Source organism: Paenibacillus sp. FSL L8-0663, assembly GCF_038008125.1.
Lineage (GTDB): Bacteria > Bacillota > Bacilli > Paenibacillales > Paenibacillaceae > Paenibacillus > Paenibacillus polymyxa_D.
On record NZ_JBBOYM010000001.1, the window covers coordinates 3,587,627 to 3,608,098 of the forward strand.

The following is a 20,472-nucleotide window of genomic DNA, read 5'->3' on the forward strand; positions in this document are numbered from 1 at the left end:
TGTAAATCATCTCCTTATTATTTCTATTACTCTTTGACGGAACCTAGCGTCATACCTTTAACAAAATACTTTTGTAAAAATGGATATACAATGAGAATAGGCGCTGCACCAATGAAAATTTGCGCTGCATTAACCGTCGTTTGAGAAAGTAATTCCATCTCCTTTGGACTCATGCTCATGGAACTCATGTCCTTCTGAATAATTACAGTTTGCAGGAACGTCGCGAGCGGATAGTCCTTTGCATTGCTCAAATAGAGTAGACCGTCAAACCAGGAGTTCCAATGAAATACCATACTAAACAGCGCAATCGTCGCAATGGAAGGCATGGATATCGGTAAAAAGATACTAAACAATGTCCGAAAATGTCCTGCTCCGTCGATCAATGCGGCCTCTTCCATCTCTTTGGGAATTCCTCTAAAAAAGTTCAACATAAGGATGACCAGAAATGTGTTGACCGCTCCTGGCAAAACAAGTACCCAGAAGCTATCCATTAAATGAATCTTTTGAATAACCATATAGAATGGAACCAGACCACCGTTAAAAATCATGCTGAACACGAACAACCATGAATATACGTTTCGGCTACGGAACACAGATGTTTCCTTTGAAAGTGGATAAGCAGCTAAAAAGGTAATCAGCAGTGTCAAGCCGGTTCCCAATACAGTCCGACAGACAGAAATCCAGATGGAGTGCAGAAAAATCGGGTTATTCATTGTCTTCTTATAGGCTTCTAATGAAAACTGCACTGGCCACAGTCCAACCAGATTGGCATCTGCTGCTGATTTAGCACTAAATGATACCGCCAACACATGAATCAGTGGAACGATACACATGATAGACAACATCACTAGTAAGCAAATATTAAACACATTGAAGATGCGGTATGGCGTTGTTTTATGATACATGACTCTCCCTCTTTCAGTCTCGTGGAATCAGAATATGCGGTAACCTGCCCATTTGTAAGCAAGTCGATAAGATATCAGAATGAGAATCATACTGATAACGGATTTGAACAAGCCGATAGCGGTGGCAAAGCCCATTTCCCCATTGATTAACGCTGTCCGGTAGACGAATGTATCAATAATATCGCCTTTTTGGTAAACCAGTGGATTATAAAGGTTGAAAATCTGGTCAAAACCGGCATTCAGTACATTGCCAAGTGCAAGCGTTCCAACAACGACTACCATCGGAATTAACGAAGGTACAGTGATGTGTAGCGTCTGTCTCCAGCGGCTCGCTCCATCCATTTCAGAAGCCTCATACAACGAAGGATTAATACCCGCCAGTGCAGCGAGAAATACGATGGTGTTGTAGCCGAACTCCTTCCATATATCTGAAACAATGACAGTAAATCGAAACCAGTTATTATCTCCCAGAAAAAAGATAGGCTGGATCCCGAAACTACCGAGAATACGGTTCATAAATCCATCTGTAGCCAACAGGTCAATCAGAATTCCGCCCAAGATGACCCACGACAGAAAGTGTGGTAGATAAACCAGTGTCTGAATGGATCGCTGAAGTCCGACCTTGCGAATTTCATTCAGCAGTATAGCAAAAACAAACGGAACCACCAGATTGAAAAACATCTTTAACACAGCAATAATTAGTGTATTCCAGACAACTTGAAGACTGTCCTCCCGTTGAAACAAAAAGCGGAAGTTATCCAGTCCAACCCACTCGGAACCCGTTATGCCTAGCCAAGGCTTGTAATTTTGAAAGGCCATCACGATGCCGCCCATCGGAATGTAGCTGAATACAATTAAGAAAATGATGGCTGGCAGCAGCATGATATGAAATGGCCACGTACGTTGCAGACTTCTCATTGCAGTTCCTCCTGTAACTTTCATTCATGGTATACTTCAATTATAAAAGCGTTTTCGCAGTCCCGACAGTTCAAAAAACCAACATACATGGCACAAAAGCAATCATTTTTTTAAGCTCGCCAAACGAATAAAACTTTTTTTCAAATACACCATGATAGCGCATTCATTTCCACTCGATACGGGTGAAACTGTAGTAAAAAGGCTGCCCACCTCGGGACAGCCTTCCTACTCTGTTACAACATCATTGGTTTTTACTTTTCGACGCTTTTATACCATTCGTTTACTTCATTTGTAATTTGTTCGCCACCCGCTGTTTTCCACGTCTGCACAAAGGTATCAAAAGCAGAGATCGGCTGCTTGCCATAAATAATTTCATTGAAGGTCTGACTTTCAATTTTATCCAGATAGTCCTTTTTAGCCTTCATGGTTGGCGTAGTTGGACCTGTGAACTGATCTTTCATGGAGATATCCTTCTGTTCCATAAGCACTTTGGCAGCTGCAGGAGTACCTTTCCCGTAGTTCACCATTACATCTTTCTCTAGACGGGTCTTCGGTTCTGCGCCGTTAGCCAAACTTAGCAAAGCCTTCATTTGGGCATCAGGTATACGCGCACCATCACGAACCAGCAAATAACGAATAGAGTTTACATAACCGCCTGGTATTTTATCGATAGACATTAGCTTTCCGTCCGCATCCAAATCATAATCGTAGCCCTTAAACAGCCCATTCGACAAATCGCTATCCGGTTTGGCATTAGCATAATGGTCAAACAAATAGTTTTGATAAGTGAAAAAAGCTTCAGGATGCTGCATTTGTTTGTTGATTAGTACAACACCATTGGTGTATTGCGTACCGTGACGCATGGCTTTGTTGTCAGGACCTGCTGGAATCTTAATCGGCTTCCATATGGCACCCGGCGCATTTTTGACTGTATCCTGAAGCGGCCAGCCGCTCATCCAATATGGCCCAGGAATCATGCCGGCTGTTCCTGCGACTGTAGGTTCTGCCGTTTTATTTTCATCCCACAATGCTGCTTCCTGAGGGATATATCCCTTTTTGAGCCACTCGCTCAGCTTTTGCAAACCCGGCTTCATGCCAGGCTGCACGGAGCCATATTCCAAACTGCCATTCGCGCCTTTGTTCCACTGCTGAGGTAGTGTGCCATATGCCCCGAAAATCCAGGACGGGTCACCCATCCAAGTGTTCATGGATGTTTTAAAACCGATACTGAGCGGAACCACTTTGTTCGGAGCCAGTCCGTCCGGATTTTTATTTTTAAAGGCATCCATCACTTTTTCCAGATCATCCATCGTCTCAGGAGCCTTCATACCCAGCTTATCCAACCAATCTTGTCGTACCCACAATACATAATCATGGTTATAGGCGAAATCAAGCACAGGAATACCCATTTTCTTACCATCTCGGCTATACTGATTCCATACATTCGTATCCTGATTCATCGCCTGCTTCCAGGAATCCGAAGCGTACTTGTCAAACAACGGACCAGCCTCTGCAAACATACCGGAATCGATCATGTCCTGTGCCAGTTGCTCATTTTCCGTCCCCAGTACAACGACGTCCGGCATCTCCTGACCGGAGGACATAGCCAAACGCAGCTTCGTAGCAAATGCACCATTCGTATCCGTGACGGACCAGAGTGATTTGATATTAATACCGAATTTCTCTTTAGCCCATTTGGTCGCAATGTTATTTTCGATAGATTCACCATTTTTAAATTTTAAGGCGGGATCTACACCCCATACCGTGGAAATTGTGACTTCTGGATTGTATTTTTCTTTGTATACGTTTTCAGTTTTAGCTGTGCCGTCCGCATTCCCATCATTTTCCGCACCTGAGCAGCCCACAAGGCCAACTCCTAATACCATAGTTGCGGCGAGCAACGACAACAGCTTTTTCTTCGAATGAACTCGCATATTGTTCCCCCTCTAGAAATCATTTTCTACTCTTTTATTATAGAAGGGCTTTTCTTCACAGCCTATGTCACAAAATAAATATTTCTGCACCTTTCCCAACTGATCTTTACTGATTTCGTCTTTACTGGTCCCATCTCTACTGATCTCGAAATTCGTGCGGAGTCATTCCGTAATGCTTTTTGAACATTTTACTGAAATATTGGGGATTCTGGTAGCCTAGTTCCGTCGTAATTTCGTATATTTTTTTGTTGGAATATTTGAGCAAATAAAGAGCCCGCTCCATTCTCATTCGGATAATATAGTCACCCAGACCTTCTCCGGTTTCAGCTTTATAAATTTTAGACAGATAGACTGGATGAAGATAAACCTGATCAGCAATCGTCTTAACAGACAGCTCCTGGCCTTTATCCTGGGAGATGAGCTCCTGAACCTGCTTGACCACATAGCTTTTAGCGCTTTGCTCGCTTGCGGACCATTCAGATTTAAGTTTGTTCATCATGGAAAATATCCACTCTTTGAGGTGGGGGAACGAATGAACCATTTTCTGCGCATGTAACGGATCGAAGCCTACTTGATCCATCTGTGTAATGAAACGTCCTTGTTTGTGCGCTGTATACATAAAGGCGCTCGTCACCGAAATAAACAGCTCATATAAATGCTCGCGTGTATATCCCACCTCTTCCATTTTTCCAAATACACGGCTCACTTTCGCTTCAGCCTCGTCCCATTGCCTGGATTCGAGCAGATGAGTAAGCGTAGGGTGCATATAAAGCCCCTCTAGTGACTTAACTGAACTGTGTGGCTGTTCTGTCTGTTCTTCTATGAATAGCTGTGCATCCGTTTCCTCCTGATGATTCCAGTATAAAGATCTAATCGCTGTCTGATATAGCTTAGGTAGCTCCTCTGGAAACTTAAACCATCCGGTTAATGCAACGTAAATTTCCCCTTTCAAGTAATTGCTCACATTTTTTCGAAAGGTCTCAATCGCCGCACGCAAACAAAGATTCTGCTCATCCACACTCCGTTCAGGAAATGCATTCCAATTTCCTTCTATTAATACAATTAAGCAGTCATGCGGCGCTTTGCAATGCCAAACGTGAAAATCAGGTGCGAACACTTCTTCGGCAATATTTCCAATCGCATACTCAATTAAGGAGACTGAATGATAGTCCATATCAGAAAAATGCTTTCCTAGCTGAATAAGCAGCATACTGGCAGGATGTCCCGTACGTAGCTTGATTTCGTACTCGGACATTTTGCTCTCTATTTTTGGTACTGGTAAATCACGCCCGAGTAGCAAATCATGCATCAAATGGGTCCGCAGTACACCAAAATCGTTTCTGCGGCTATATTGTAATTGGTGAACCTTATCAAATGCTTCCCATTCTTCCTTTAGCGAATCCATGGCGGCTGACACACATTTGATAAACTCTTCATCATCCACCGGTTTTAAAATGTAATCAAAAGCCTTAAGCTTAAGCGCTTTTTTCGCATATTCAAAATCGGCATAGCCTGTCAGTAACAAACTTCGGATATGCGGCCATCGCTCGTTTACTTCAACAATCAACTCCAGTCCCGTCATACCAGGCATACGAATATCTGTTACCAGAATATCAATATCGTACGCTTCCAGCACATCCACTGCTGCTAATGCGGAAACCGCTTGATGAACCCTCTCGATGCCTAGCGTCTCCCACGGAATGGTAGCTGCCAGACTTTCTGTTACATAACTCTCATCATCTACTAGTAATATCTGAACCATCTGGTCCCTCCGTTTTAACTATATTCGAATCTGGCGAAGGCTCAATTAAACCATTCGCATGCTCTCCTTCTGTTGAGATCGACCATTTTAATACTGCACGCAATCCTCCCAATGGAGACAAAGAGAACTCCAGTCCGGCATCTTCCCCAAAATGTAATCGCATGCGGTGATGCACATTCCACAAACCGTATCCATGATCCTCTTCCACAGGCTTGTCAAGCGTTGATGTCAGGGCAGCTATAGCCTCTCTACTCAAACCGAGTCCGTTATCATCCACAATCAGGTACATATACGAGCCAACACGCTCAGTCAAAATATGAATTAGACCCTCCTCCGCTTGAGGCTCTATTCCGTGCAGCACCGCATTTTCCACCAGTGGCTGCACTATAAGCGGCGGAATCGGCAGACTGCTGGCCTGCGAAGAAACATGAACTAAGAACGTTAGCCTTGGCATACGCATCTGCTGTATCCTCAGATAATATTGAACAAACTCGACTTCTTCTGACAATGGAACCAAATCCCGCTCCTGTCTTGTCGTATACCGATAATACCTGGATAAATTATGAGCCATAGCCACGACCGCCTCATGATTGCGCAGCTTCGCCATACTTGTGATAAACGAAAAACAATTATAAAAAAAATGTGGATTGATTTGTGACTGGAGCTGCTTTAGTCGCGCTTCCTTGACATGTAGCTGCTCAACATACACCTTCTCAAACAGCTCCTGAATCTGTTCGACCATCTGATTGAATTGACTAGACAGGAAAGCAAACTCGTGACTCCCCCTTAGACTTAATCGAACAGCATAGTCTCCGTCCTTTAGTCTCCTAAATGCCCGCACAAGCTGAAGAATCGGCACTTGTACCTGTGAATGAAGCAAGTAAGCGCCAATCAGGCCTACCAGCAGCGAGCCAACAACCGTTATATAAAACAGTCGATTCGATGAGTAAATCGGAGACATCATATCGGACAAAGGCATGTAATCAATCAAATACCAACCCGTCGTTTGCGAAAGAACGGCATGAACCAGGTAGCTTTCTTCTCCAATTTTCACAGTCAGATTGTCAACTTCATGGAGTCCCATTTTTTCTAATTTTGAAATCAGCTGTCCAGACAGCTCTTCATTGGCAGTACGATTATAGATCGCTCCTACGCCTTTTTTATAATAAAAAGGCTCCTTGCGTCCATCACCTTTGAAGCGGTCAAGCATATCCTGAATATTACTGCTGTCAAATTCAACCTTAATAATCGTGTTAGCAGTTTCTGGATTACCAAGTGAAGAAAACGGGGATAATGTATACAATGAAAATATAAATTGGTCTTTCCCGTATGATCTTTTTTTGGATACCTGCCAGCCGTCTTTTATCAGCTGATTTAGTTTTTTCTGGTCATATAAACCTGCTCCATTTTCCGATACAACCCGTCCAAGCGAAGGAGAATAGATACTCAGTCCGGTTCTCCAATTAGAAGAGCTTTCCTGAAGCCCAAGCTTGGTTTGAATCCGTTTGACAAGGTTAATTCCATCCAGATTGAGAACTTTGTCCTTCAAAAAAATCGCTTGAAAACTGGCTACATCAGGATCATGAATCAGCAGATGCGGCCAGGAGGAAATCATTTCAATATTCGTATTCACCTGGTTTTGAAAAAAAGTCAGCTGATTATAATTAGATTGATTTAGCTCCTCACGTAGTACACCTGTCGTTGTCTGATTAGAATAGACATACAGGATCAGCAGAGGTATAAGCAATACGATAACGATGGAGACGATTTTAGTATAAAAATTAAATTTAAACATGAGTTCTACACATCCTCTGCACAAGAAACAGGCATACTTAATTGGTATGCCTGAGCCCTGACCTTTGTTGCCGTCAGTACATACACTACATTATCAATGGTTGGCGGTGATAATATGTTTGATGCTAAGCAAATGGAATGGTTTAACCAACTATCCGCTGAAGACTTGGCCATTTTAGGTGCCGGCTTCAATACACTAGGTGATTTTTTTGATTTTCTGGCGTTGGTTAAGGCCAAACAGGAAACATCTAAGGAGCTAAAAGGTAAAAACACGAAATCAAAAACTATTTAATAACGAATTTTACACGAGTTCCATCCTCATACTCATCCAATTGATGACTAACCCATGATCCTGCCCCACGATTATCCTTAGGGGCTATGTATTTGACATTTGCACCTTTGCCTCCTTCTGAACACATAGCCATCGGCCATTCATCACGATCGTATCCCTTACGAGTGGGAACACCTGTAAGCGAATGCTTGCGATTTAGCTCGGCTCCTTCACGGTCAATTGTGCATACTGGTGATTTTCCCGCCTGAATGGCTTCCTTAATATGCTGCGCCGTTTCAGGGTAACGACCTGACGGGAATTGCAGCGTTACCTGAGCCGCCGAGGAAGGCGGGTTCTCTCCTGTTATTTTCGTAAGAAGATTGCCTCCTTCAAACCAGTACGCGCCCGCAGCTAGCAGCACTAAAACTATAAAACTTAGCAACTTTTTCTTCAATTTCTCTCTTCCCTTCAAGCTATTCCAATAGATGCCTTCAACTAAGGTAATCCCCGGATTTTATTTTTTGTAACCCCTTACTAACTATAAAAAAAGGTTGAATATTGGACGACAAATAGTATAGAGAGGAGGTTGCACGAATGAACGATGAGATCAAACTGGCCGTGAGCCAAATGCAAGCCGTTGTAGTCCGGTTACTGAATGGAAGTACCGTAATTGGCTGGCCTAAGCTCCTATCTGACCAAGAAACTCAGCAATTCAAGCTCTATGATGACGAACACGTATATACGATTTCTGTTAATGACGTGGATACAGTCGCAAGAGTTATTGTATAAGATACAGGAAGCGACTTAATGAGACATCCAGCGGACAAGCCCAAACAAGGCACACCACAGAAGAAGACTAATCAGAATCCCCCAAAATAAACCTTTAAAAAGCTTCATACCATACTGACAACCTTTCCGACTGGGCTTTTCCCCATTATAACATGTCAGAAAGACAGCTGTCGCAGCTTGCTCTTGCATCATCTTCGTATCATATATTTTAAATTTTAAAATCACAATACAAAGGAAAATAATGAAATTTCCGAAAATTATGCCTGATCACCATTGAAAATGCAATCATGACATAATAAAAGTCACATTTTAATCAAAATTTAATGAAAGTTTTCCGAAAATGATGTATAATTATTGACATAACAAAACGCACGAGGTGATCATCATGGCATTATTAAACAGAGTTCATGAATTAAAATTGCAACTGCCTAACGAGCATCATAGCATTTCCCAATACGTGGAGCATGCATTGCATTCGATTGACAGTTTTGTGGAGCAACATCGTCAATTTATAGCCGCTCAGGCTCTATATGGTGAAAAGATCAATGGTACGGAAGAAAGACTGTTCCGAGACACAATTTCTGAGATTAAAGCCCAACTGGTAGCTACTTTGGAAAAGACAGTTGAAGACTTCGCACACAAAGGCGATAAACATTGGAAAAATCATTATCAGGACGGCGTAGAATAAGCTGAAAATAACCCCCGGTCTTTGGACCGGGGGTTATTTTGTATAAGTGGATATGGCAATGTACGTAGCTATTTTAACACTTTGGCAGATGTCGTTACCTTCTTACCGCCATAGACTACTTTAATACTGGAGCTTCCGCTTTCCAAGGCCTTCACCTGACCAGCTGTAACCTGTACGATCGACGGTTTGGAGGATGTCCATACCGCTGAGCTTGTCACATTGGTAGTCGCGCCTGAATCATAAACTGCATTCACACTAAGCACTTGAGAGGAGCCTTTAGGCAGCTTCAGGTTTTTATTGCTCAATACCAGTTTGAGCAGCTTAGGTGTGACCTTGATCTCGATGTTAAACGACTTATCCTGATATGTGCCCGTAATCGTTGCGTTTCCAATTCCAACGGCTTTAATGGAAGAGCCTTTTACGATCGCTACGGAAGCATTCGATGTTGTCCATTTCACTTTACTGCTCAGGGTAACTTTTTTACCATCCGTATATATGCCGATGACTTTGATGGACTTACTTCCTTTCAAATTCATTTCGGCATTCGAAAAGCTTGGTGTCAATGTAGAAATGGCTCCTTCCACAATGACAGGTACTTTCACATATTTATTCATATACATAGCCTTGATTCCAGAGTTACCGCCATTCACCGCTTTTACTTTACCATTTGCTACTGTAACTGCGGCTGTTGTACCTACCCAGCTTACCTGATTGGTAATATCCAGTATTCCACCACCAGCCATGTGGGCTTTTACTGTCGGAATACTTGCTTCTTGGCCTGCAACCAGTACATATTTTTTCTCAGAAGCCGTCAGCTTGAGCACTTTATATTGCACAGTCACTGGAATATCCAGTTTGAGCGCACCTACCGTTGCTGTCAATGTTGCACTGCCTGGGTTCACTGCAACCAGCTTACCATTTGCTATTTTAACTGCACTTTCACTGCTTAAGCTCCATTTTACATCGGATTGAACTGCTTTTTTTGCTCCATTGACCAAATAAGCAGATATACTCGGAAGAGAAGTTTTGCCTCCTGTTTCGAGAGTCAGACTGGCTTTGCTTGAAACCAGTTTTTCAACCGTCGGAAGTACATTAATCTTCAGAGTCTTGCTCAAACCATGATAGGACGCTGTAATCGTCGAATTGCCTGCATCCATCGGTGTGATTTTACCTTGCTCGACTGTGGCAACCAGCGGATTGGAGGAAGTCCATTCTGCCGTGTTGGTCACATCTGTTTTGCTGCCAGTCAGGTTGACATCAGTTGCACTAACCTGAATGGGGGAGCTACCTAAAAAGACCGATTTGGACCCAGTTGCACTCAATACCAATGCCTGGGAAGAAGAGCGCACATACACAATCGTTTGTGCTTTGAGTTCATCTTTGCTTGCTTTAATGTAAGTCACGCCTTTGGCAAGTGGACGAACGAGACCAGCTTCAACGGTAGCAACAGCCGCATTCGAAGAAGTCCATTCGACACCGGATACATTTTCCGTCCCACCTCCAGTAAGTACACCTTGAGCAGTCAATTGCTTCGATTCCCCACCAATCGTCAAATTAATGGGACTAGACGGATTTAATTGCAGCTTGCTGTAAGGCGATTTTACTGTAATCGTTGTACTTACCGTTTGCTGCTCATATGTAGCAACAATCTTAATCTGCCCTTTTGACACAGGAGTAATGAGTCCCTTATCTACCTTTAAAATACTTGAATCCCCAGAGATCCATTCTGCCTTTTGTGTAACATCTTCCTTGCCCTTTTCTGTCAATGACCACACTTTTAATTGAGCGGGGCTTCCACCCAGATTCAATGTAGTCGGATTTTGACTATCCCACTCTACCGTGGAGGTCTTGCTCTCCTCAGCCCGGATCAAACCTGCTGGCCATGCTGCAAATACAAACATCAGCAACGCAAGTAAGAAGGTACTCCGTTTGCTCATACGTTTCATACGTTCCATTCGTTTCGCTCCCTTTGTCTCATTCTATAAAACAGGGTATTATTAACAATCCCATTATCTTTTATCGGTAAGCAGTTAACTAAATTGAACCCTTCATCAAAAAAAGGTGAATTATTACAGTTAAAGTTCTCCACGCAGTGACCTTACCACAAACAAATGCTCTTCCTTAGATAAGGTTTGTCCATTTTCAAGAATTACATCGTGTGCCGAGTGACTAACCAGCTTTACATTATAAGCAATCAGCTGATCCTCTCTCCAAATCGTCACCGCCGACTGAAAATGAATAGCATTATCAAACTGTAACGGAACGCTCATTACATAACCAGTAGCGTTCAGCTTCGCCGGATGGCGGCTTCTACGCTCACGCCCCGGAGGAAACATGGTAATATGCGTAATATTTTCAAAAGGAATAGCCAGCATTTTCGGGCCTAAAATAACACACTTTCGTATCTCATCCCATTTTTCAAGCGTGCCGCGCACCTTCTGGGTATGACCATTGTTGCCGTGATATAAAATGACCTGACGTCCCTTCCATTGACGCATGTCCTCACCTCCAGTGCTAGCGGCTATGAATCTCCCACCGAATCGGTTCCATTCCATGCTCCTGCAAAAATGCATTGGTACGCGAAAAAGGTTTGCTGCCAAAAAAACCTCTGTGAGCCGCCAATGGACTCGGATGAACGGATTTCAGCACCAAATGCTTGCTGGTATTCACGAAGCTTGCTTTTTTCTGAGCATGGCTCCCCCACAAAATAAACACTGCTGGCTGCTCGCGCTCATTAATCGCTTCAATGACAGCATCCGTGAAACGTTCCCAACCTATTCCCTGGTGAGATTGCGGTTGTCCTTCACGAACGGTTAACACGTTGTTCAGCAGCAGCACACCTTGCTCAGCCCAAGGAACGAGGTATCCCTGATTCGGAATGGGAGTACCGATATCATCGCGAAGCTCCTTGTATATATTTAATAGAGACGGTGGCGTTCGCACACCAGGTCTAACAGAAAAGCTTAAACCGTGAGCTTGTCCCTCTCCATGATATGGATCCTGTCCCAATATAACCGCTTTGGTCAGATGAAATGGCGTTAATTTGAGTGCGGAAAACAAGTCTTCTTTTGGAGGATATACCTTATGTAACTTGTACTCTCGGGCTAACGTATACCTTAAATCATTAAAGTATGGCTTTTCGACCTCTTCTCGTAGTACATCATCCCAGTCATTCCCAAACATACTCCTGTCTCCTCTCAATATGTAAATCAGTGAAAACGGTAAGCTTTTTGATCCAAAAAAATAAGCTGAACTCCTCATCCGGAGCCAGCTTATTTATTCGTTACCTGTGTTATATGCCGAAGGACCAGGAAAATATCCTTACGGTAATCAGCTACCGCAGGTCTAAATTCGATTTCCTTATTATAACATTAACGATAATGATGTCAAGTAACTGAAAGCTTAATTCCCTCAGAAGAAAAGCTCTTTATTGCTGTATTTATTACGATTTTGTATGAGTATTCAGGTATTCCAATGCATTATATAACATAACAGCAGCTTCGGCACGTGTAATCTCGCTTTTTGGATAAAACTTTTCATTTGCATCCAAGGTATTGACCTTGTAGACTAGCGAGCGTTGAATGCTACCTTGGTAAGAAGGCTCCAGTTCGCTGTCATCCGCAATATTCGCAGGTGCGATTTTAATCATCGGAAGAGCGCCTGCTTTTTCCATGCCCTGAATCAGCATATGGGTGAACTGTTCCTTAGTCAGAGCTTTGGCAGGATCAATATCCTTTGGAATAACCACACCATTATAGTGCGCGTTGATAAAAGCTTCGGCGTACCATGCATTATCCTTCACATGGGTAAACAGTCTACTGACCTGTGGCTCCTTGTTCAAATCAATGGCGGCCAAACTGAGCTGGAGTCCGCCGGAGATCAACTGAATGCCTTGGGCAACGGTCACTTTAGATGACGGGAGAAACTTCGTATCAGAGATACCTTTGAGTAGACCCTGATCTTTAAGGGATATAATTTTTTCTTTACCGCTTACGTTATTCAAATCCTTAAATTGGCGGTCTGCCGCAGACATTTGACCTCCAACGGAAAAGGACAAAATGGCTACAGTTGTAATGGCTGCAAATGCACCTTTTCTCATACTCATGTTAAATTCCACCTTGTAATTGAATTAGGCCGCTTGGCCATTAACAACTTCATTGACGTAGTATAAGCTGGAAAGGTTGCAGGCAGACGCTGTTGCTTCTTATGCTACATGTCTTCCTTAATATAATACCTTCTCCAAACTGCGTGCCAACTCATCATCGGGAAGGGGCTTGCGATGCGTATTCTCTAGGTAGATATATTTCTCTGTTTCTGGCATTAAATATTGTTTGGACCATAGGAACATATCCGGACTGTCTCCCTGAAGACGAAGAAATCTCCGCACAGTGTCCGCATGAGAAATAGTGTTATCCAGATTGGTTAACCAATCTGCCCGGTAGAAATGCTCCCATCTTCCAGTTCCTGCGAGCGATAAAGCTTCTTTACCCATTCGGTAGCTCCAAACGGCATGAGAAGCTTGTATAAATGCTCGTGGATAATCTTTTTCAAGGAACAGCCCATAAGCGCTACATAAGCTTGCCAGTCCACGTGAGCCACTCAGATGCAGTTCAATCTGCACAAGCAGTTGACTATACAGCCTTCGACATTCATCTTCTGACAACTGCTTCATGATTCGTAGACACCGCTCTCGCAGTTCAACCCAGTCCGGGATTACCGACTCGGCTTTTTCCTTGAACCAGCGAACCTGTTCAGGAAAAGGCCTTTCTCCAGTAGCCCAGTACAGCCGTTCATCACTGCCTTCTTTGCCTTGTAGCCAATACCCCATAATTTGCCGAGCTGGATGGTGATAGAATTCCTCCCCTGCTCGATCATCCTTATGCGGGCCATAAACGATAGTGCAACGGGAATAATCCCGGTATAATTGGGAAATCTCTTGAAGCTGACTACTGTACAGCCGTCCGATAAAATCAGTAAGCTGCTCTTCAGCATCCACTTCACCCTTCATCCATAAATTTGCTACTAAATCCAGCGTATATACATGCGGCAAAATATTACCTGAATTGACCAGCAGGTACTCGTCCGCCCCTGAAGTAAACGCTGTTGTTAATTCCTCTATAATTAAGCTGGCTGAGGAGGGAAGTTGGGTAAGATGGTTCGACGCTTGCAAATCGTGGAAGGTCACATGGTAATATACTCCATTCTTGTCCCCATCCTGCGTCTCAGGCAATGCTGGTACACGATAATTAAGATTCCCATGGCGCCGAGATACCATTTTACCGTAACCATTGTCCGCCCATACTTTAATCACCCCTTCGGGTACTTCCATATGCCCCTGCTTGTATAACTCGGCAATCTCACCATACATCGCCATACAGCACACAGGATGCTCCACAAATTCACAGATCATATTGTACTGCTTGCGAACCACATACGAGATTAATTGTCCGCGTTTGTCCGGCGTATTAAAGGAAGGATCATCTTCCCAAAAAGGCTTGTCACCCTGCCCGCGAAAAGATAATACCCATACAATCTTTTCTTCCTTTTGCCGTTCAATCGCTTCCTGCCACAGCTGTTCAAACAACTCGGGATGCTCTCTGTAGCTAGCTTGTTTACCCGGAAAGGCGCGCAAAAACATCTCCGCCCCCAACGGTTCAGCATGATGATGTGTGATCCATAAACCCATGTCTGCTGCAAGCTTATGATGGATACCTGTGCGTGGTAAATCGGTTCCGGGAATCACCATATTTCCACCACAGCGCAGTAACGCTTCAAAAACGGGCTGCCACACCTGCTCCGTCGGTGGATAATCATCTTTCCAGCCAATCAAGCATACCTCATCATTGACAAACCATCCCCGATATCGGACCTTGGACGGTATACTGTCAACATTCTGGCTCGGTATTACTATGGTATCCCGCTTAGGCGGGAGGAGCTCCGCCCAGAACCAGAACGGCTCCACACCCAGAGCGAAACGGCTGTAATGAAGCAGTCCATAAATAATTCCTAATTCATCACGGCCAATAATATGGAGTACCGTTCCCTTGCTACCAGCAACAAAACGCAGACAATAGCCCTCTGGCCAATGCGGACAGCTATCTCCTTCCTGCGCATAACGGATAATGATCGAGGGCTCTACTTCTGTTTGCAATGGCTCGTTGCCAAACACTTGCTTATGATCTCGCGCAATCATGTTCCAAGCGTGGGCAATGGGCACACTTTCATCAGTTTGAAGATTGTATCCGCTTTCAGATGAAATAGTCAGAGGTTCACAGGCTTTCATTTATTGTCATCTCCTATTTTTTTCAACTATGAGGATTCTTCTTGTCTTTATTTTATAGGTTGTCAACATACATATAAAGCTGTACCAACGTAAATATAGCTTTTTTTCGGTAAATCATTTGAGAGTTGAAGCTTCATTTGAGAAAGAAAAAAGTAAGGAACAGGAGAGAAATAAGAAAGACTTGACTGCTACACTAAAAATGTTCCAAAAAACAGACTGCTCTTAAAGATTCAAGCGCAGCAAAAAGGAGACTTGATATGAAATTGAAAAAACGATTTGCCTCTTTGTTCCTGTTGGCATTGATGGCATTTATCCCGGTCCAGGCATATGCTTCTGGGGCCGTTCCAACCACTCCCTCTGGAATCCCGATTTCCGAAATCGAAAACAGAACAGATCAAATTATGAAAAAATATATAGGAACAGCGATTCCTGGTGCTGCGGTTTCCATAGTAAAGGACGGAAAAATTGTTTTTTCAAAAGGTTACGGATACGCAAACATCGAGAAACAAACACCCATGAGTACGGAAACAACCTATATGGAGGCCGGTTCCGTATCGAAATTGTTCACCTGGACGGCAGTAATGCAACTGGTTGAGCAAGGAAAGCTGGATTTGAATACGGACATCCGCACATACTTGCCTGACGGCTTTCTCAAGCCTTCTTTTGATAAGCCTATTACCCTGAAATCACTGATGAGCCACACGGCAGGTTTTGAGGAGCGCCTGGAAAAACTTTTGGTTCATGATCCTGCTGATCTTAGGCCTCTCAAGGAGCATGTCGCACCAGAAAATCAGCCTCAACAGATTTATGAGCCTGGAACAGTGATTGCTTATTCCAACTATGGGACCAACCTAGCCGGTTATATTATAGAACGTGTATCCGGAATGCCTTTTGAAACCTATATTCAGAAACATATATTTGAGCCTCTAGACATGAAACATTCTTACTTTACACAACGGTATGATCTTATTCCAGAGGTTATCGAACATAAAGCAACAGGCTACTTCAAGAAGGATGGAAACTGGGTGGCAAAGCCGAATGTTTTCTTTAATGATGTGCCGGCTGGTGCGTTAAACATTACTTCGGAGGACATGGCTCATTTTATGCTTGCTCATCTGAACATGGACCATTCCTTAAAATATTCGCTGTTCAACAAGAATGAAACCTTGCGAGAAATGCATGAGGCTTCGTATACCCACTATCCCGAGCTTCCGGGGAATGCCCATGGCTTTTGGGAACGGTTCGCGGGAGATTATCGTGTTATCGATCACGGTGGAAATACAGATTCATTCTCCTCTCTGGTCTCTATCGTGCCGGATCAAAACTTTGGGATCAGTATTCTGACTAATGTGGAAAATGAAATGTCCGGGGCAAGAAGCGAACTCATTGACCTGTTTGTCGGGGGTTCCCACGCTACTCCGCAAGCGGACAGCACGTTGAAGCATAGCGCGGATGTGGAGGGAAAATACCGTTCTGCTCGCGCAGTATCATCTGGTATATTGAAGCTTATACCCGTATTATCCAATGCGGAAGAAGTGGTCACAGCCAACGGCAATGGCGGAATCACTCTGAGTATTCCATCCATGAATATTCATGTTGATTATGTAGAAACCAAACCCTATTTTTTTGAACGCGTGACTCCCGGGAGCACTCCTTATGATCACGCGGGCCTAAACATCAGCCGTCTTTTTTTCTTAACCAATGCCGATGGTAAAGTGACGCAGTTGTCATATGGAGTGATCGATGACCAATTGCCGATATCCTTCCTGCAAACATCCATCTTCAGTTATATTCTGGTCGGGGGATGCGGTATTTGGTTTGCGCTTGGGTCTATTTTCGGTATTATTGGATGGCTGCGGAAGCTCAAGGACGCAAGAAAGCAGAAGAGTGCTTCACGGCTTCCCTTGCCTGACAGTGTAACCGTAATACCCTTGCTGGGTCTGCTTGTGATCGTCAATCTCATTGCTTCAAGCATCCAATTGATAGGCGACCCCTATCAGCCTATGTCCAATTTCAATTTCAATATTATCCTTTTCTGGGTACTTGGGCTTGCCTTTGTACCGGCTGCCTATCTTGCTGTAAGAAAATGTAACGTTTCGGAGGCTACATTGTTAAGAAAGGTATACACCGCGACGCTGATTCTTTCGTTTTTAGCTATTTCGTTTTTCTTGTATTCCTATAATTTCTATTTTTTTGCATAGATCTACTTAATTTTATCCTTTTTATAGCATAGATAGCCTCCACGATATATTTCGAGTCGAAACATAGAAAAGGCCGTCAATAGACGGTCTTTTTTGTATTCTCTTCTCTATGAACACTCTTATTCATATTTCATAAACTACTAGTGTAGCAAATATGTCTACAGAAAGAGGGTTAATTCAAATGAAACCAAAGAAAAGTGGAAAAGGCGCAGCCCCTGTCATATCCTCCCTCACTTTCTCAATCTCAGGAAATTCGGGAACTGTTTCCAGAGATTTAGTGTTCCGTGTTACAGCAGAGGATACCTTTGCCACAATTCTTTTAGATGATGTATCGATATCCTTATTAAGAACATAAATTACTTCGTATTGTAGGCATTTAGTCGTAAGCTCTCACAAAAGCGACTTGATGGCGCGAATTGATACACCGTAAGCTTGCCAAAACAAAAACGCCTCCCCGTATGTTAACGGTGAGGCAGAAGGATTAATTCCTTACCGCTCTTTTTGCCTTCTACTAAATACAAATTCATTATCCGCCGACCACTAGGTTAGCAGGTAAAAGGATACACTGTATACATTCTTAATGACTCTCAGGTTCTGAATAAGCTTGGACTACTTTTTTATGAGTAGTACCTTAGGTTTAAACTGTTCCATCCGTTCCCGCTCCTCACTATGAATTAACAGAACATGGTTATGAAGAAAAATTCGTGATAATATCTATGTCACAGTAAGTAGATATGAATTAATTGTTTGGAGGGATAATTTTGACTAAAATTCACCAAAAGTTGACTGAATTAATTGGAAATACTCCTTTGCTAGCACTGTTGAACTACAGCCAAATCCAAAATATTGAGGCAAACGTGGTAGCTAAGTTGGAATATTTCAATCCGGCTGGTAGCGTTAAGGACCGCATTGGATATGCTATGATTAAAGACGCTGAGGAGAAAGGCTTAATCAATAAAGACTCCGTTATTATCGAACCAACGAGTGGAAATACTGGAATCGGACTTGCATTTGCAGCTGCGGCTCTTGGATATAAACTTATAATTACACTTCCTGAAACGTTTAGTATCGAACGTCGCAAGCTTTTGACTGCGTTCGGTGCTGAGCTTGTGTTAACACCGGGATCCGAGGGGATGAAAGGCGCTATCAAGCGTGCTGAACTATTGGCTGCCGAAACACCAAACTCTTTCATACCACAGCAGTTTAGCAATCCTGCCAATCCAGAAATCCACCGCATAACTACAGCTGTAGAAATCTGGCATGATACGGATGGCGGTGTAGATATTTTTATTGCGGGCGTAGGTACAGGTGGAACTATTTCGGGCGTTGGCCAGGGATTGAAGGAACGAAAACCTTCTGTAAAAGTGATAGCCGTCGAACCGTTCGATTCACCAGTGCTGTCTGGGGGTACTCCAGGTTCACATCAGCTACAAGGACTCGGTGCTGGTTTCATTCCAAATAACTTTAATGAAAAATATGTGGATGAGGTTTTCAAAGTTAAAAACGAAGATGCATTTGAAACTGCACGCCTGCTTGCCAAAACAGAAGGGCTGCTTGTTGGTATTTCTTCTGGGGCTGCGGTTTATGCAGCAACACAAATTGCGAAGCTTCCAGAAAACAAAGGCAAGACGATCGTGGTCATATTACCTGATACAGGTGAGCGTTATTTGTCCACTCCGCTTTTCTCAGACGTAGAATAATAACAAAAGAGGCAGGAATCCCGCTGCCTCTTTTGTTAATTTTCCAAGTACACAAGCAAGAGCTCATAGAATTGTTTCATTAACCTGAATTGATTTCTTTCTTCGCTAGCGGTCCATTTTTTGCACAACAAATGGACCGTTAGTGAAGAAAAAGTTACCTTGGTCCAGCGCGATGTTGTTGGAGCTCATCAGGATTTTCTGTAAAAGTAGGCTTCCCCATAGTAGTCTTGTACCAATCTGTATGCCTCTTTCTTTAACTTGATGCGGGTGTAGCGCATCGTCATCAGGAAGTCTTCGATTGCGATATGAGAATTCTGTTTTTTAATTAATCAGCTAAAACACCAGCGTCAAATGCTCCTAGAAAGACTCCGACTGAATTATCGTAAGTAAGGCGGTTGAAAACAGTTCTTGTTTGTTGGATAACGTCAGTAGAATATTTACTCCCCTTAGATTTTTGCTAGATACTTGCTGAAAATATATCCTCCAACTTGATCCAACTAAAATCATCCTCGCCACGAAACAGTTTCACTTCCCTGCGAGCAGTATTTATAGACGTGATTACACCTGTGAGTTCTTCGTCACCGAACGGGCTAAAAACCACTAGTGTTATAGGTTGACGTGTGTTGTAGGACTCTATAAGCGCTTGCTCGATCAACTGGACTTCCTGATCGTCAAGTTCCGGCTTGCCTCTCCGCTGACGGTCTTTCATGAGTTTTAAGTATGCTTCCTTGTGTTCTGGTATGATAATCCTGCTGCTTTCCCATAAGCCGTTACCTTCTAATTTTTTCGACATGTATGTAGCCTCCTGATGTATTATGTAGAAATTATATTCCGAACATACGTTCTAGACAAGGCTTTTTGTATACCGCATCCAAAACTTTTGTCCTAGAAAAATATTCCTAGGTCTGATAGACTAGACGAAAATACAAAATCAGAGGGATAAAATGAAAATTTTGGAGCATTAAAATTGGCTAACCACCGCATATTCACCTGGTTAGATCAAGTTTTGAATAATGATTAAGTTTCTTTCCCTCAAATTCATCTCCTATATTGTTCCATACGATTGTATCGACATTATTCTATGCATCTTTCGAATTGTCATACCGCTAGTCTCCATAAAATAAGTTTTAGACGGACTTTGAAATTGGAACAGTGACAACCAGTACGAGAAAATAATGTCCTAGACTGTCGCTGTTCCATTGAACTAACGTATCCCGTTAGCGGAAT

General features: G+C 43.1%; 18 protein-coding genes. 6 read left to right on the top strand and 12 right to left on the bottom strand.

Translation table 11 applies throughout. The features are described from left to right. Positions 1-26 precede the first annotated feature (26 nt). From MKY75_RS15595 to MKY75_RS15615, 5 genes are all read right to left on the bottom strand, one after another. Complete coding sequence (locus MKY75_RS15595; protein WP_029517680.1) at positions 27-905, bottom strand: carbohydrate ABC transporter permease; 879 nt, start codon at positions 903-905, stop codon at positions 27-29. 27 nt (positions 906-932) lie between these two features. Then, positions 933-1,823 (bottom strand): ABC transporter permease, encoded by an 891-nt coding sequence (locus MKY75_RS15600; RefSeq protein WP_029517681.1) that lies wholly within the window; start codon positions 1,821-1,823, stop codon positions 933-935. Positions 1,824-2,074: 251 nt separating this feature from the next. Further along, positions 2,075-3,757, bottom strand: coding sequence for an extracellular solute-binding protein (locus tag MKY75_RS15605; RefSeq protein ID WP_029517682.1), 1,683 nt, complete (start codon positions 3,755-3,757; stop codon positions 2,075-2,077). 136 nt (positions 3,758-3,893) lie between these two features. After that, the gene (locus MKY75_RS15610) at positions 3,894-5,519 is read right to left on the bottom strand and encodes a response regulator transcription factor (protein ID WP_340885862.1); all 1,626 of its coding nucleotides are present in this window, start codon (positions 5,517-5,519) and stop codon (positions 3,894-3,896) included. Beyond that, complete coding sequence (locus MKY75_RS15615) at positions 5,494-7,314, bottom strand: sensor histidine kinase (protein WP_029517684.1); 1,821 nt, start codon at positions 7,312-7,314, stop codon at positions 5,494-5,496. Before MKY75_RS15615 ends, MKY75_RS15610 begins: the two co-directional genes overlap by 26 nt. Before the next feature lie 114 nt (positions 7,315-7,428). Between MKY75_RS15615 and MKY75_RS15620 the strand changes: the two genes are divergently transcribed. Next, complete coding sequence (locus tag MKY75_RS15620) at positions 7,429-7,605, top strand: hypothetical protein (RefSeq protein WP_176715684.1); 177 nt, start codon at positions 7,429-7,431, stop codon at positions 7,603-7,605. Here the strand turns inward: MKY75_RS15620 and MKY75_RS15625 are convergent. Beyond that, complete coding sequence (locus MKY75_RS15625) at positions 7,598-8,038, bottom strand: NucA/NucB deoxyribonuclease domain-containing protein (RefSeq protein ID WP_340885863.1); 441 nt, start codon at positions 8,036-8,038, stop codon at positions 7,598-7,600. The genes MKY75_RS15620 and MKY75_RS15625 overlap by 8 nt on opposite strands. Positions 8,039-8,178: 140 nt before the next feature. Between MKY75_RS15625 and MKY75_RS15630 the strand changes: the two genes are divergently transcribed. Continuing rightward, positions 8,179-8,373 (top strand): hypothetical protein, encoded by a 195-nt coding sequence (locus MKY75_RS15630; protein WP_029517686.1) that lies wholly within the window; start codon positions 8,179-8,181, stop codon positions 8,371-8,373. Positions 8,374-8,758: 385 nt separating this feature from the next. Continuing rightward, positions 8,759-9,061 carry a hypothetical protein gene (locus tag MKY75_RS15635; protein WP_013310964.1) on the top strand — a complete coding sequence of 101 codons (303 nt, stop codon included), beginning with the start codon at positions 8,759-8,761 and terminating at the stop codon, positions 9,059-9,061. A 68-nt stretch (positions 9,062-9,129) separates the two neighbouring features. Here the strand turns inward: MKY75_RS15635 and MKY75_RS15640 are convergent, their stop codons facing one another. The 5 genes from MKY75_RS15640 to MKY75_RS15660 form a co-directional block, all read right to left on the bottom strand. Next, positions 9,130-11,016, bottom strand: a complete 1,887-nt coding sequence (locus tag MKY75_RS15640; protein WP_340885865.1) for an Ig-like domain-containing protein — start codon at positions 11,014-11,016, stop codon at positions 9,130-9,132. A 120-nt stretch (positions 11,017-11,136) separates the two neighbouring features. Beyond that, positions 11,137-11,559, bottom strand: coding sequence for a hypothetical protein (locus tag MKY75_RS15645; protein ID WP_340885868.1), 423 nt, complete (start codon positions 11,557-11,559; stop codon positions 11,137-11,139). 16 nt (positions 11,560-11,575) lie between these two features. Continuing rightward, positions 11,576-12,244: a uracil-DNA glycosylase gene (locus MKY75_RS15650; RefSeq protein WP_029517689.1), complete on the bottom strand. Its 669-nt coding sequence runs from the start codon at positions 12,242-12,244 to the stop codon at positions 11,576-11,578. A 259-nt stretch (positions 12,245-12,503) separates the two neighbouring features. Beyond that, positions 12,504-13,166, bottom strand: coding sequence for an S-layer homology domain-containing protein (locus MKY75_RS15655; protein ID WP_209949546.1), 663 nt, complete (start codon positions 13,164-13,166; stop codon positions 12,504-12,506). 117 nt (positions 13,167-13,283) lie between these two features. After that, the gene (locus MKY75_RS15660; RefSeq protein WP_340885871.1) at positions 13,284-15,344 is read right to left on the bottom strand and encodes a glycosyl hydrolase 115 family protein; all 2,061 of its coding nucleotides are present in this window, start codon (positions 15,342-15,344) and stop codon (positions 13,284-13,286) included. A gap of 257 nt (positions 15,345-15,601) precedes the next feature. On the opposite strand from MKY75_RS15660, the gene MKY75_RS15665 reads away from it, so the two are divergent. From MKY75_RS15665 to cysK, 3 genes are all read left to right on the top strand, one after another. Next, positions 15,602-17,545: a serine hydrolase domain-containing protein gene (locus MKY75_RS15665; protein WP_340885874.1), complete on the top strand. Its 1,944-nt coding sequence runs from the start codon at positions 15,602-15,604 to the stop codon at positions 17,543-17,545. 181 nt (positions 17,546-17,726) lie between these two features. Beyond that, positions 17,727-17,900, top strand: a complete 174-nt coding sequence (locus tag MKY75_RS15670) for a hypothetical protein (protein ID WP_340885876.1) — start codon at positions 17,727-17,729, stop codon at positions 17,898-17,900. A 406-nt stretch (positions 17,901-18,306) separates the two neighbouring features. After that, the gene (cysK, locus tag MKY75_RS15675) at positions 18,307-19,245 is read left to right on the top strand and encodes a cysteine synthase A (RefSeq protein ID WP_340885877.1); all 939 of its coding nucleotides are present in this window, start codon (positions 18,307-18,309) and stop codon (positions 19,243-19,245) included. A 457-nt stretch (positions 19,246-19,702) separates the two neighbouring features. Here cysK and MKY75_RS15680 read toward each other — a convergent pair whose 3' ends face one another. Continuing rightward, positions 19,703-20,038, bottom strand: a complete 336-nt coding sequence (locus MKY75_RS15680; protein WP_318627884.1) for a YolD-like family protein — start codon at positions 20,036-20,038, stop codon at positions 19,703-19,705. Positions 20,039-20,472: the final 434 nt, after the last annotated feature.